We start from the raw sequence: 14,654 nt of genomic DNA, 5'->3' as shown, positions 1-14,654 counted from the left end.
CGGGTAAGCGAGTCAGGAAGACATGAAAACACTACTTCGCGCTCTAAAAAGTTTCTGGTTCCTCGTCATCACGCTGTGGCTGATAAGCCTCGTCGCCTGCGTGGTCATGGCGGCACGCAGCCAATGGTCGCGGGAATACCTGCTGCAAACCCTGCTCATCGTGAGCGGGTTTTACATCTTCGTCGGCTTTATCCGTCAGATACGACGCATTCAGAAAGAGCGCAATCTCGAAAAACTGGTGCATCACGAAGTTGACCGCTCACTGCCGGCCGACGGCGACTTCCGCGACCAGCAAGTGCTGCGCGACCGCCTCAAGCACGCGATCACCATGCTCCGCGCCGATCGCTCGGCAGGTGGGGGCGGTTCATCGGCTCTGTACGAGTTGCCGTGGTACCTGGTCATCGGGCAGTCGGCGGCCGGCAAGACTTCGCTGCTCACCCGCTCGGGGCTCTCGGCCACCACCGCCAGTGGCCAGAGCAGCGGCGAAAGCGGCACCCGCCACTGCGACTGGTATTTCAGCCCTGAGGCGGTATTGATCGACACCGCCGGCCGTTACCTGGCCGAGGACTCGGCCGCCAGCGAATTCACTGCTTTCCTGCAACTGCTGAAAAAGCAGCGCAAGAAAACCGCGATCAATGGTCTGGTGCTGGTGGTCAGCCTGCCGGAGCTGCTGGCAGCCACCGCCCATGAACGTGCGGAAATGGCGATCCAGCTGGTCGCACGCATCGAGGAGTACAGCCGCAGCCTCGACGCCCATCCGCCGATCTACCTGATGCTGAGCAAGACCGACCAGTTGCCGGGCTTCAATCAGGCCTTCGACGGTCTGGACCTGAACGAGCGCCAGCAGCCGTTGGGCATGACCTTTGCGCTGTCGGAAATTCGCACCCAGGGTTTGAAGACAGTCCTCGACAGCAAACTGAAGAACCTGCACAACGGCGTTCAGCGTCACGTCGACGCGCAGATGATCAGGCTCGGTTCCGACGCCAACAGCGCGCTGCTCAACTTCCCGAACTACTTTGCCGATCTGTCAGGCGTGCTGGTGCCCTTCCTCGAGCACTTCACCCAGCCCGCCAGCCACGGCAGCCCGCTGTTGCTGCGCGGCCTGTATTTCACCAGCGCGCTGCAGACCGCCGAGCAACTGAGCCAGGTGTTCGACGACGATCTGGCCGAAGACTTTGCCCTGCAGCCGGCCAGCGACAGCGCGAATGCCGCGCAGGCCAATGGCCGGAAGACTGGCGACCGCAGCTACTTCATCACTGACACGTTCCGCCGGGTGATTTTTCCCGATCGGGACTTGATCTCGTATCAGTCCCGCGACGGCCGCGACAGGTCGATGACCCCGGTGGTCATTGCCGCCGCGCTGCTTGCAGGTCTGGGTTTCATTGGCTGGCAGGCGCTGTCGTTCCAGCACAACCGCGAGTGGATCGCCGCCCTGCAGGACAAGCTGACCGAGCTGCAGGACGCGCCTGACCGCGCCCAGCGCATGGCCGCCGGCGAAGGCCTGGAACTGCTGCGCCATGAACTGGCGCAAATCGAGAAGCACCGCGCCAAAGGCGTGCCGCTGCAACTGAGTGCCGGCCTGTATCGCGGTGACGAAATCTTTGCTGCCGCGCAAACGGCCTATCTGCAGCAACTGCGCAGCCAGGCCCTTGAGCCAGTCGCCCTGAAGCTGCAAATGCAGATGCGCGCGTTCAACGAGTTCACCAAATCCGTGGACCCGCAGAACGAACTCGGTGCCACTGCTGGTAAATCAAGCGGCAAGGCTGGCGGTAAAAACGACAAGGGTCAGAAGCTGGCCGATCGCAGCGTGCGCAGTTTTGCCGCCAACACCGGCAAGCCAAGCCTGAGCAGCATTCCGCGCAGCGTCGGCGATGTCGGCAGCCGCCTCAAAGGCGCCGTGCGCAGCAACGTGACCAAAACCCGCGAAGCGGCCCTGGCCGACCTGCGCAACCCGGCCACGGCCAGTGACGCGGCGGAACTGTCGGCCACCACCGGCGGGCTGTCGTTGTCCGAAGAAATGCTTGGCCGCCTGGATGAGCAGCAAGTCGCGTCGATCATCGAGTCCTACAACTCGCTCAAGCTGTACCTGATGCTGACGCAACCCAACGCCCATTCGGACCCGGAATTCGTCAGCGCTGCCTTGCCCGTCGCCTGGAGCAACACGGCGTCGGCGGACAGCCCGGTCAGCGACGAGGTGATCGCCGACAACGTGCCGATGTACGTGCAGTTGCTCAAAACCGGTCAGGCCCCTGCCCTGCCCCGCAACGATCAACTGGTCGAAGAAACCCGCAAGAGCCTCAAGTCGTTCATGATTTCCAGCTCGCTGGTGGACCGTGAATACCTGCGCCTGCAACTGGAAGCCAGTCGGCAATTCCCGGCCGTGGGCCTCAACGAGCTGGTGCCACTGCCCGGTCGCCAGTTGCTCTACGGCAGCGAAGCGGTGCCGGCCATTTTCACCCGCCAGGGTTGGGATGGTTTCGTCAAACCCGAGCTGATCAAGCTGATGTCGAGCAACCTGCGCAACGAGTCCGATTGGGTCCTCGACGGCGACGGCGGCGACAGCATCATCCAGAAAGCCAACTTCATGCGCGAGTTCATGGCGCGCTACAAGCGTGACTACGCCCAGTCCTGGTACACCTTGCTGAGCAGCGTCGGCGTGCGCCACTTCACCGACATGGCCAACGCCACGCAACAGTTGTCGCTGCTGAGCGACGTGCAGAATTCGCCGGTGAAAATCCTGCTGTCCGGGGTCAACGACAACACCCAGTGGGACGTGCCTGCGCCCCAGGTCAATCAACAGCCCGGCACGCCGAAGGCTGATGATTTCTGGAGCAAGGTCACCGGACTGGTCAGCGGCCCGCAAGTGCCGACCGCAGCCATGCTTTCCCCACTGCCAGCAGTGGATGACGGCAGCCTGGCCCAGCGCTTCGAACCGGTGTCGCGGGTCTTCGCGACGCAGAACGCTGAAGGTGCCGACAGCACGATCATGGATCGCTACCTGGCGGCGCTGCGCAAACTGAAGGTGCGGATGAACAACATCCAGCGCTCCCAGGATGTCGGCAAGAGCAGCAAACAGCTGATCAGCGAAACCCTCGAAGGTCAGCCGAGCGAAGTCACCAACGTGCGCAACTACGTCGAGACCACGGTCGATACCAGCCAGGGCGGCTTGTCCGAATCGTTGCAGGGTCTGTTCAGCCTGCCGATCCAGTTCGCCTGGGAAACCCTGCGTGACCCGGCCGGCCAGCAGATCGCCAAGGCCTGGGCGCAGCAGATTGCCAAGCCGTGGGAGCAAGTCATGGCGCACCGTTACCCGATCGCCGCCGGCAGTCGCAACGAAGCGTCGGTCAAAGACCTGCAGCGTTTCGTCGATCCCGAGTCCGGCCTGCTGCCGAACTTCAAGCGCAACGAGATCGGCAACCTGTCCGGCGGTGAAGGCCTGGGCATGAGCAGCGGCGCCAAGACCGCGCCGCTGGTCAACCCGAACATGGTCACCAGCATCGACAAAGCCAGCTCCCTGGGCCAGGTCATCGCCAGCCTGTCGGACAAGGAAAACGGCTTCGAGATCATGCTGGAACCGTCGGCGTTCTTCACCGACATCATCTTCACCCTCGACGGTCAGGTTCAGCATTACCGCAACGGCAAGACCAGTTGGAGCCGCTTCTCCTGGCCGGGCACCACCACCGCGCCTGGCGCACGACTGGACGTCGTGACGCTGACGGGCGAGCGCATCACCGTGTTCGACTACCCCGGTCGCTGGGGCCTGTTGCGCATGAACGACAGCGCGCGGGTCGACGACCTCGACGGCATCCAGCAGCGCTTCAGCTGGAACACCGCCAACGGTCAGGTCAGCCTCGCGGTGCGCAACTATGGCGGGGTCAAGCTGACGGACCTTGCTAACGTCAAATCCCTGAGCGCGCTGAACACGCCGTCCAAGGACGTGGCGCAAGGATCGGCGAAGTGATGAGCGGCGCGCTGTTCTTTGCACGCTGCGGCGTGAGCGGCCGGGAGCGCCGTCAATGATCGGCTGCTTCGGCAAGCTGCCGTCGAGCGCGGACTTCGTCAGCCTGCACGGCGCGGCGGATGACGTCTGCGAATTCGACGGCTGGCTGCAGGGGTCGCTGGCGGCGATTCATTCGAAGGAAGACTGGCAGGCGCGATTCGATCGCCTGCCGCTGTGCTTCTTCTCGTACCGCGCGCGCTCGGGCAACTGGTTGTTGGGCGGGCTGGTCAGTTCGATGGATTCCAGCCAGCGCCGTTACCCGCTGTTCATCTTCCAGTCCGTGAAGGCGGGGGATGGCGGGCCGCTGGTCAACCCCTTCACCCTGAGCGAATTGTTCTGCGCGCAGATCAAGCCGCTGCTGCACCTCGGTGCCCAGGGCGAGCGATCGGCAGTGCTGTTCGAGCGGATCAAGGCCCTGCGCCCGTTGCAGGGGCAGGACTTCGCCCTGTTCCGCCAGGTGCACGAGAAATTCCTGCGCAACTTCAACCTGCGGGACATCGCCACGGCGCTGGGTCATTCCTGGCCGGAGTTCGTCACCAATGCCGTGCTGACCCGCTTGCATGCGCTGCGCCGCCCGCTGAATCAGGCACAGGCGCCGGGTATCAGCCTGCCGCTGCCGGCAGAACGCGGCTTGAAGAACCCGACGGCGGACCTGTGGGTCGACTGGCTGACGCGGATGAAAACCGGCCGTGTGTCGCCCCAGGTCAGCGTGCTGGCCGATGACTTCATGCGGCCCAAGTTGCTGTGCTTCCCGTCGCGCAGCAACACCGGCCTGTACACGGCCCTGACCGACCCGGCCGAGCGGCCGGAGCATTACGACGTGCTGGCGGATTTCGCGGCATTCGACGAACACCACCGCCCGCCTCAGTTTCCCGACACCGAACGCCCCCTTTATGACGTCATCGACCGTTTTGTCGACGCGCTGGATGTGAAGTCTGTATGAACAAGCTCAAGTATTACCTGCTGCGTTACCAACCCTACATTTTGGGGGTGTGCTTCTTCCTGACGATCTTCATCGTCTGGGGGCTGGGCCGCGCGCTGGACTTCAGTTCCCTGGGCAGCCTGCTGACCGGCATCGGCGTGTTTTTGCTGCTGTCGATTGGCTACGTGCTGTATCTCTACCGGAGCACTTCGCGGCAGCACAACCTCGAGGGGCTGCTGCGCGACGACGCCGATCAGGCGGTGTTGAACGCCAGCCCCGCGGACCGCGAAGAGGTCAGCCTGCTGCGCGAACGCCTGCTGCAAAGCATCGATCGCCTGCGCAGCAACACCCCGCGCGGCACCCGTGCCAAGGACGCGTTGTACGCCCTGCCGTGGTATCTGGTGGTTGGTCAACCAGCCGCCGGCAAGAGCACCATGCTCTATCAATCCGGCCTGAATTTCCCCTACGCCGAGCGCGAAGGCGTGCGCGTCGCCGGCTTGGGCGGCACGCGCAATTGCGACTGGTTCTTCAGCTCCGAAGCGGTGCTGCTGGACACCGCCGGCCGCTACATGACCGATCAGGAGGAAGCCGGTAAATGGCGCGGCTTCCTTCAACTGCTGCGCCAGCACCGTCAGCGTCGCCCGCTCAACGGGCTGATCGTGACGGTGAGCATCCACGACATCCTGCAGGCCTCGCTGGAAGACCAGGAACGTCTGGCCAAGCGCCTGCGTGAGCGCATCCAGGAAACCTACTCGCTGCTGGAAGTGCGCCTGCCGATTTATCTGGTCTTCACCAAGTGTGACCTGGTCCCCGGTTTCGCGCCGTTTTATCGCCAGCTCGACGAGGTGGGCCGTGGCGAAGTGATGGGCAAGACCTTCCCCCACAGGGACTATGAAAAAGCCGACTGGGCCCAGCGTTTCGGCGTGGCCATGGACGAGCTGGTCAACTACTGGAAGGAAGTGGCCAGCCAGCAATTGGTGTTGCAGGACATCCAGATCACCCGTCGCGACTCGGCGGTCTACCGCTTCCCGCTGGAACTCGCGGCGCTGAAGCCCCGCCTTCAACTGTTCGTCGACGCCCTGCTGCGCGCCAATCCGTATCAGAACGCCGAGCTGTTGCGCGGCTTCTACTTCACCAGCGCACTGGATGCCGACGCGCCGGAACTGGGGGGCCACACCCGTCAGGTCAGCGAGCGATTCTCTCTGGAAGCCGAACATGCAACCGCTCACGGCCAGGCCCAGCCTCAGCCGCTGTTCATCAACAGCCTGTTCCGCAAAGTGATCATCCCCGACCAGCATCTGGTGGCGCTGTACACCAGCAACGCTCGCGAACGCCGTCGCAAGGCCGCGTGGGTCGGCGGCGCCAGCCTTATCGCCCTGCTGCTGTGCGGCGCGTGGGGCTGGTCGTACTGGAACAACAAGACCGAGATCCAGACGCTGTCTTCCGAGCTGACCGCTGCGGCAGCCCAGGATAACGCGACGCCGGGGCAGTACACCGACTGGCAAACCCTTGACCGCTTGCGTGTCCGGACCGCCGATTACTACGTTCGCCACCATGATCAGGGCGTGCCGCTGCGCCTGCGTCTGGGCCTTTATCAGGGCTACGACGTCGAGCCGCTGGTGCGAGCGCGTTACTTCAACCGGCTGGAAACGGTCATGCTCAAGCCGACTGCGGACAACCTCACCCGCTCGCTGTACCTGCTGACCACGATCAAGGTCTACCAGCGCAACGCCAAGGACCTGATGCCGGTCACCGGCGTCGACAGCGTCGAGCCGCGCGCCCTGCCGAATGACAACCGCGCGCAGTCGATCGCCGACTTTGGCAAGGCCACCCTGGAGACCTACGTTCAGCTCTCGCGGTCACAACGGGAAAAAGCCGATCCGGCGTTCCTCAAGGCGAAGATTCCTGACTATTGGTACCCGGCCATCGCCAAGCAGACCGGCAAAACCATCGGCGCGACGGGCGCTGCGACGAACTCGGGCACGGACTACGAGCTTGCCAGTCGCCAGGTTAATTTCTACAGCGACCAGATCCACGAGCCGGACGTGCCGAGGATTCTCGACAACGCGTTCCTGACCTCCAGTTCGCGCAATTACATCAACAGCCTGCTCTCGCAGTCACTGCGCTCCATCGAGACCATCACCCTGGAATCGGACACCCTGTTCGCCTTCGGCCGTGCCGATTTCCAGAGCCTGAAAACCGAGGGCCAGAGCCAGTTGAGCGCCATCGCCGGCAAGCTGCTGAGCACGCCGAACATCGGCAAAATCATCATCGCCGGTCACGCCGACCAGCTCGGCGACCGTCAGGGCAACCTGCAGGTGTCCAGGCAGCGGGCGCAAACCATCAAGACCTATCTGGTCGGCAAGGGCGTGCCCGCCGAGCTGGTGGAGGCCGTGGGCGAAGGCAGCGAGAAGCCGCTGGTCAAGTGCGACATGCAGCAGCCGCGCGCGCAGTTGATCCAGTGCCTTGAGCCGAACCGGCGCGTAGAAATCGAGGTGCGTGCGCTCAACTGATTGGGCGCAGGCATCTGAAGAACCCGACGCCAGGGCCCTGTTGCATGAAGGCCCGGGCAGCGGCAACCGATTCCTCTGACGCTTCAGAGGGGTCAAATCAAGGGGCGTGACCTGGCCGCTGGACGGCTAGCCCCAACCTGTAAGTAAGGAGAATCAAGAAATGGCATTTGACGCATATATTCAGATCGACGGCATTCCAGGCGAAGTTCTGGATGACAAGCACAAGGACTGGATTGAAGTACTCGGCTACGAGTACGGCGCCACTCAAGCGACGTCGGCGACTGCCAGCTCTTCGGGCGGTGCGTCCTCCGAGCGTGTTGCACTGAGCGATTTCAGCATCCGCAAAGCAGTCGACAAAGCGTCTGCAAAGTTGTTCGAAGCGTGCTGCAAAGGCACTCACATCGCCAAGATCCAGCTGAACGTCAACCGTGCGGGCGGCGACAAGCTGACCTACCTGACCATCAACCTGGAAGAGGTTGTGGTGTCGTCGGTCAAGGCCGTTGCCGGTGGCAGTCAGGATGGCGAAGACAAGGCCGTCAGCGACCTGCCGATCGAAGAAATCAGCTTCAACTTCGCTCGCATCAAGACCACGTACACCCAGCAGAGCCGTGCCGATGGCCAGGGTGGCGGTAACGTCACTGGCGGTTGGGACCGTACTGCGAACAAGGTTTTCGCTTGATCGAGTAGTCACAGCGGTCCGTTGCCTGGCGCAGCGGGCCGTATTCAACACCGCGTCGGCTGGATCGGCGCGGTGTTCTTTTTTCTTATCCCGAGTTGACCATGTCTGAATTTCTCAACGACCTTTCACTGACCGAACTGACAGCGCCGATCGATGGAGGAAGCGGCGAAGACCTGAGCTTTTCCACGCTGTTCGACAACGTCAAGGAAGCTCGTCGAGCGGACCCTGATTACCTGACTCAGGGTGACTGGCAGACCGATCTGAAATCCTCGGATTGGGACTTGACGATCACCCTGGCTGCACAAGGCCTTGCTCAGCAGAGCAAGGATCTGATGCTGGTCGCCTGGCTCAGTGAAGCCCTGGCGCACAAATACCACTTCCTCGGCATCACCTTCGGCCTGACCCTGGCCGAGCGGATTCTTGAGCGCTTCTGGGATGACCTGTACCCGGCGCTGGACGAAGGCCTGGAAGAGCGCGCGGCACGCCTGGCCTGGCTGAAAACCACCCTGGCCGATGTGGTCGGCGGACTGCCGATCACCCAGGGCGATCAGTTCGGCCTGCTGCGTTATGACGAATCCCGGCACATCGAAAACCTGGCCCTGCAGAACCCGCAGGCGATGCGCGTCGCACTGGACGAAGGCAAGATCAACGCGGAAATCTTCCAGCGTTCGGTGGTGCTGACCGACACCGAGCACTTCCTGCGCAAGGCATCGGAAATCACCGACAGCCTGCAGGCCTGCCGGCAGTTGCAAGCCACGGCGGATCGCCTGTTCGGTGTTGAGGCGCCAAGCTTTGCCGGTTTGAGCGAGATCCTCTCCCGCGCCGCGCAACTGGCTGAAAAACTGCTCAAGGACCGTGGCGTGGAAGTCAATCCCGCGCCTGCCCAGCCGACCGCCGAACCTGTCGCCGAACCGGCCGATCAACCTGCTGCGGGGCCTGCCATGACCATCACCGTGAAAGACACCGCGTCGGCGCCACTGCGCACCACGCCGCTGACCCGCGACGAAGCCTTCACCATGCTCGCCGGCGTCGCCCAGTTCTTCAAACAAACCGAGCCGCAGAGCCCGGTGCCGTACCTGATCGAACGCGCAATCAAATGGGGCAACATGCCGCTGGAAGGCTGGCTCAACGACGTGATCAAGGACAGCAACGTGGTCGACAGCATTCGTGATGTGCTGGGGACGAAAGAGCCGAAGGGCTGACACGAAACCCTGACGGGCAACCGAACGCTCATCAAAAAAGACGCCGCCGCCGTTACAGGTGGATGAAGATCTGTGGGATCGACCAGCGCTGTCAGCCCATCAGTTCGGAAATCTCGATCAGGTTGAGATCGGGGTCACGCACATAAACCGAACGAATCGGGCCTGTGGCACCGGTGCGCTGGACCGGCCCTTCCACGATAGGCCACGCCTGCGCCTGCAAGTGCGCGATCACCGCGTCGAGGGTCTGACTGGCGATGAAGCACAGGTCCAGCGCGCCGGGCACTGGCAGGTGAGCCTTGGGTTCGAATTCGTGACCGCGCTCGTGAACGTTGATCTTCTGGTTGCCAAAGCGAAACGCCAGGCGGCCGCTGCCGAAGGTTTCCAGCTGCATGCCCATGACGCGGACGTAAAAATCCTTGCAGGCCTCAACGTCCACAGTTGTCAGTACCAGATGGTCGAGGTGATCAATCATTGTGCGCGCTCCGTGGGCTAAAGAGGTCGACCGTCAGGCAGTCCTGACGGACCTCAGTGTTCGTTCTTGTCCAGCGTTCTCAGCTTCTGCGGCAATGCCCACATTAACAGGCTCGCCGCGACCAGGCTGCTCACGCCGATGACGTAAAGCGCGGGCGTCGTGGTGCCGGTGAGGTCTTTGATCCCGCCGACCATCACCGGGCTGACGATGCCGCCAAACTGCCCCAGGGTGTTGATCAGCGCGATACCGCCCGCAGCGCCGGCACCTGCGCCCGCCAACAGCTTGGGCGGGAGGGTCCAGAATGCCGGAATGGCGGCGACAATCCCGCCACCGAGCATGGCCAGGGAGACGATCAGCAGGCTGGTGTGCTGGGCAAAAAATCCGGCGCTGAAAAAGCCGATGGCCCCGAGCACCATCAGCCCGCAGACGAATTTGCGGCGTTCGCCGCTGGCATCCGAGAGACGTCCGACAACGATCATGCTGACGGCGCCGAAGATATACGGAATGGCCGTGAGCAGCCCGATGATCACAGGGCTTTCGACGCCGGCGCTGCGAATCAGCTGCGGTGCCCAGAAGTTAAGGCCGTAGGACGCCACCTGAATCAGGAAATAAATCAGCCCGAGCATCAGGAAGCCTGGCATCTTCAGCGCGGTCAGCAGCGAGCCGCCCTGCTTGTTCGGCTCATGCTGGGCGATGCGGCTCGACAGATACGTTTTTTCGGCATCGGTCAGCCAGTGGGCATCCGCGACACGGTCCTTGAGCAGCTTCAGCACAGCGAAACCGAGGGCAATGCAAGGCAGCCCACCGAGGAGGAACAGCCAGTGCCAGCCACGCAGCTGCATCACGCCGTCCATATGACCGAGCACCAGCCCCGAGACCGGTGCGCCCAGCAGCCCGGCGAAGGCCGAGGCCAGGAACAGAATCGACGTGATGCGGCCCCGGTAGGTCTGCGGGAACCAGAGCGTCAGGTAAAACAGCACGCCCGGTGCGAAACCCGCTTCCATGGCGCCGATGATGAAACGCAGCACATAGAACTGCCATTCGGCGGTGACGAAGACCATCAGCGCCGTGGCAACGCCCCACGACATCATGATGCGGGCAATCCAGCGCCGCGCCCCCACCTTGTACAGCATGATGTTGCTCGGCACTTCGAACAGCACGTAGCCGATGACGAACAGGCTCGCCCCCAGCCCGTACGCGGTGTCGCTCAGGCTCAGATCCGTCTGCAGCTGGAACTTGGCGAAGCTGATGTTGATGCGATCAAAAAACGCGAACAGGTAGCAGACCATGATCAACGGCATCAACCGCCAGGCGACCTTGCGGATCAGTGCCTTTTCGGCGCTTACAACCTCGGCGAGGCTGCTGTTCGGGGTCAGAACAGAGACGGTCATTGCAATACTCCAGATGGACTCCCTGAGAGAGCCCTATTGTTTTTGTTGTCTGGACGCGCACGCGGCGGAGTGCGCGCGTTTGTGGGGGAAAACCGGGGCGCACGGCGCGTTAGGCGGGCAGGTTTTCCGGGGCCGGGTGAAGATCACGGTTGCGCCCTGCCTTGGCCACCTGCCCCGGCATTTCATGGCCCAGCAGCTCCGGTAAACCGCGCGACAGGACGAGCAGATGCGCCAGGTCAATGCCTGTCTCGATGCCCATCTCATCGCACATATTCACCAGGTCCTCGGTGCAGATATTCCCCGATGCACCCGGCGCAAACGGGCAGCCACCGAGACCGCCCAGCGAGGCATCAAAGCGCCGCGCCCCCGCTTCGTAAGCGGCGAGGACATTGCTCAGCCCCAGGCCGCGGGTGTTGTGAAAATGCAGCGTCAGCGCCGATGCCGGGACACGGGTCAGCAGGCGCTGCACCAGCGCAAACACCTGACGGGGGTTCGCCATGCCGGTGGTGTCGGCCAAGGAAATGCCGTGCATGCCCAACGCCAGATAGTCATCGACGATCCGCAGCACACGGTCTTCATCGATGCGGCCCTCGAACGGGCAACCGAATGTGGTGGCGATGGAGCCGTTCAGGCTCAGGCCAGTGCCCGAGGCCAGTGCGACCACATCGGCAAAGGCCGCCAGGGACTGCTCGCAGCCCATGCGCATGTTCGCGCGGTTGTGGGTCTGGCTGGCGGACATCACCAGATTCAGCTCATCGGCACCCGCCTCGATGGCCCGCTGGGCACCGCGCAGGTTGGGAATCAGGGCGACGTAGGTCACGCCGGGCTGGCGCCGGATGCCACGAAACACCTCATCCCCGTCACGCAAGGCCGGAATGGCTTTGGGGGAAACAAAAGAACCGGCTTCGATGCGGCTGAAACCGGCGAGAGAAAGTTGGTCGATCAAGGCGATCTTGTCAGCGGTGTCCACCCAGGTCGGCTCGATCTGCAAGCCGTCGCGCGGCGACACTTCCTGCACGATCAGGCGCTGGGAAAAGTCGGTGATCATTGCACCACCCCACTGTGCTTGAGCTGCGCAATGTCATCGGCGCTCATGCCCAGCTCGCCGAGCACACTGTCAGTGTGCTGCCCCAGCGCAGGGCCTTGCCAGTTCACGGCGCCTGGGGTCTCGGAAAGTTTCGGCACGATGCCCGGCATCTTCACCGTGGCCCCGCCCGGCAGATCGGCGTCGAGAATCATCCCGCGCGCCTGGTAATGCGGGTCGGCGACGATGTCCGCAACGTTATAGATCCGCCCCGCCGGCACTTCGGCCTGCTCCAGCGCCTTGAGCACCGCGTCAATGGGCAAGGCCGACGACCACGCGCTGATCGCCCCGTCGAGCATGTCGCTCTGGGCGGCGCGGCCATCGTTGTGGGCGAACTCAGGGGCCTCGGCCAGATCGGCGCGGCCAATGGTCTGCATCAGGCGCTTGAAGATCGGGTCGCTGTTGCCGGCGATGACCACGTAGGCACCATCGGCGGTCGGGTAAGTGTTGGACGGCGCAATGCCCGGCAGTGCGCCGCCACTGCGCTCACGGACGTGGCCAAGCATGTCGTATTCCGGCACCAGGCTCTCCATGACGTTGAACACGCTTTCGGCCAGGGACACATCGACCACCTGACCATCGCCCTGGCCGGTCTTGACCCGCAACAGCGACATCAGCGCGCCCATCACCGCGTGCATTGACGCCAGCGAATCCCCCAGGCTGACCCCGACCCGCGCCGGGGGCGAGCCCGGCGTGCCGGTGGTGTAGCGGATGCCACCCATGGCTTCGCCAATGGCGCCAAACCCGGGACGGTCGCGGTAAGGACCGGACTGACCGTAGCCGGAAATGCGCACGAGGGTGAGTTTGGGGTTCAGCGCGTGAAGCACCTCCCAGCCAAGACCCAGCTTTTCGAGGGCTCCGGGCCGCAGGTTCTCGATCAACACGTCCGCGCTTTCAGCCAGCCGCTTGACGATGTCGATGCCTTCGGGGGATTTGAGGTTCAGGGAAAGGGACTTTTTGTTGCGCGACTGCAGGTACCACCACAGCGAAGTGCCTTCGTGCAGCTTTCGCCATTTACGAAGCGGATCGCCCTGCCCCATGGATTCGATTTTGATCACTTCGGCACCGAACTCGCCCAGCAGGCGGGCGGCAAAGGGTGCAGCGATCAGTGTGCCGATTTCAATGACGCGCACGCCTTGAAGGGGGCCTGTCATAGCGGTGACCTCGAGTCTTTCTTGGAATTTGTCGCCAAGACTAGAGGAACGGGGTTCGGCAAATCCAACCGTCAGTTGGCAACGACCGTTCGCAAAACGCGAACGCTCAGCCTCCGTGGCTCTGCAGATGCTCGAACAGCAACAGGCTGACCGGCGACAGTGCCGCGGTGTCGCGCACCACCAGAATCAGCGTGCGCCGGGCCCACCTATCGCTCAAGCCTACGGCCCTGAGGCCCAGCGACGGACCGAGCAGGTCGAACGCCTTGCGCGGCAGTACGCCGATGCCCATGTCGGCCTGGACCATCCGGCACATGGCGTCGAAACCCGGCACGTGGATGCGCACCCGCAGCGGCCTGCCGTGGGCGCGAGCGGCGTTCTGGGTACGCATGTTGATGGAGCTGGCGGCGTGCAGCCCGATGTAGTCACTGCCGAGGGTGTCCTCGAACGCCACCTGTTGCAGCCCGGCGAGCGGGTGATCGTCACGCATCACGACGACCAGTTCGTCGCGCCGATACGGTGCGCTGTGAAGCCCCTGAACATCGGTGTCTGCAGAGCAGATGCCGATGTCCGCGACACCGTCGACCAAGCCCTGCACGACGCCGTTGCTGGGCCGCTCTTCGAGATCGACTTTGACCAACTCATGAGTGGCCACGAAGGCGTGCAGGTCTTCCGGCAAGAACTGAATGATGGCTGAGAGGTTGGCCAGCATGCGCACATAACCGCGCATGCCCTGCAGGTGCTCGTCGAGTTCAAGTCCCATTTTTTCCAGATCGGAGAGCATCTGCCGGGCATGGTGCAGCATGGTCTCGCCTGCTGCCGTCAAAAGCATGCCCTTGGCATTGCGCAGGAACAGGCCAATGCCGAGCACTTCTTCCAGCTCCATCAGCCGCTTGCTGGCGGCCGACACGGCAATCGCCTCGCGCGCCGCCGCCCGGGTCAGGGTGCCTTCTTCGTACACCGCCACGAAGAGCTTGAGGGTAATCAGGTCGAGTCGGCGGATGAGGTTTTTATGGAGCATGGGACGTACTCGATCGGGGCGCGGCCGAAAGCATAAACGCGCTGCTGCTTGGTGGGACCGGCTTTGGCCGGGAAGCGGTCACCGCGAACACCATCAATTTCGCGGCGTGACGTCCGACGCCTTCCCGGCTGAAGCCGGTCCCACTATCGATACGCGCTGTGCTAGTGGGACCGGCTTTAGCCGGGAATATGCCAGCGTGTGCGCCATCCATTTACGTCG

The 14,654-nt window shown here is 63.1% G+C and carries 10 protein-coding genes; 5 read left to right on the top strand and 5 right to left on the bottom strand.

Annotation, left to right across the window (positions count from 1 at the left end):
* Nucleotides 1-22 precede the first annotated feature (22 nt).
* From ACYASU_RS23765 to tssA, 5 genes are all read left to right on the top strand, one after another.
* Nucleotides 23-3,961, top strand: coding sequence for a type VI secretion protein IcmF/TssM N-terminal domain-containing protein (locus ACYASU_RS23765; RefSeq protein ID WP_463584288.1), 3,939 nt, complete (start codon nucleotides 23-25; stop codon nucleotides 3,959-3,961).
* A gap of 55 nt (nucleotides 3,962-4,016) precedes the next feature.
* The gene (gene tagF, locus ACYASU_RS23760) at nucleotides 4,017-4,943 is read left to right on the top strand and encodes a type VI secretion system-associated protein TagF (RefSeq protein ID WP_463584287.1); all 927 of its coding nucleotides are present in this window, start codon (nucleotides 4,017-4,019) and stop codon (nucleotides 4,941-4,943) included.
* Nucleotides 4,940-7,435, top strand: coding sequence for a type VI secretion system membrane subunit TssM (gene tssM / locus ACYASU_RS23755; RefSeq protein WP_463584286.1), 2,496 nt, complete (start codon nucleotides 4,940-4,942; stop codon nucleotides 7,433-7,435). The genes tagF and tssM overlap by 4 nt, the downstream gene beginning before the upstream one ends.
* A 160-nt stretch (nucleotides 7,436-7,595) precedes the next feature.
* Entirely contained in the window at nucleotides 7,596-8,114 is a 519-nt protein-coding gene (locus tag ACYASU_RS23750; RefSeq protein ID WP_065988935.1) for an Hcp family type VI secretion system effector, read from the top strand.
* 101 nt (nucleotides 8,115-8,215) lie between these two features.
* Complete coding sequence (gene tssA / locus ACYASU_RS23745) at nucleotides 8,216-9,316, top strand: type VI secretion system protein TssA (RefSeq protein ID WP_463584285.1); 1,101 nt, start codon at nucleotides 8,216-8,218, stop codon at nucleotides 9,314-9,316.
* 91 nt (nucleotides 9,317-9,407) lie between these two features.
* Here the strand turns inward: tssA and ACYASU_RS23740 are convergent, their stop codons facing one another.
* From ACYASU_RS23740 to ACYASU_RS23720, 5 genes are all read right to left on the bottom strand, one after another.
* Complete coding sequence (locus tag ACYASU_RS23740) at nucleotides 9,408-9,788, bottom strand: VOC family protein (RefSeq protein WP_463584284.1); 381 nt, start codon at nucleotides 9,786-9,788, stop codon at nucleotides 9,408-9,410.
* Between the two features lie 53 nt (nucleotides 9,789-9,841).
* The gene (locus ACYASU_RS23735; RefSeq protein ID WP_463584283.1) at nucleotides 9,842-11,179 is read right to left on the bottom strand and encodes an MFS transporter; all 1,338 of its coding nucleotides are present in this window, start codon (nucleotides 11,177-11,179) and stop codon (nucleotides 9,842-9,844) included.
* Between the two features lie 109 nt (nucleotides 11,180-11,288).
* Complete coding sequence (locus ACYASU_RS23730; protein ID WP_463584282.1) at nucleotides 11,289-12,227, bottom strand: hydroxymethylglutaryl-CoA lyase; 939 nt, start codon at nucleotides 12,225-12,227, stop codon at nucleotides 11,289-11,291.
* Nucleotides 12,224-13,417 carry a CaiB/BaiF CoA transferase family protein gene (locus ACYASU_RS23725; RefSeq protein WP_463584281.1) on the bottom strand — a complete coding sequence of 398 codons (1,194 nt, stop codon included), beginning with the start codon at nucleotides 13,415-13,417 and terminating at the stop codon, nucleotides 12,224-12,226. Before ACYASU_RS23725 ends, ACYASU_RS23730 begins: the two co-directional genes overlap by 4 nt.
* Before the next feature lie 106 nt (nucleotides 13,418-13,523).
* Entirely contained in the window at nucleotides 13,524-14,435 is a 912-nt protein-coding gene (locus tag ACYASU_RS23720) for a LysR family transcriptional regulator (RefSeq protein WP_463584280.1), read from the bottom strand.
* Nucleotides 14,436-14,654: the final 219 nt, after the last annotated feature.

This window comes from Pseudomonas sp. HP_12, from assembly GCF_055283955.1.
Note: the sequence above shows the minus strand (reverse complement) of the source record. Positions and strands in the feature narration are given on the sequence as shown.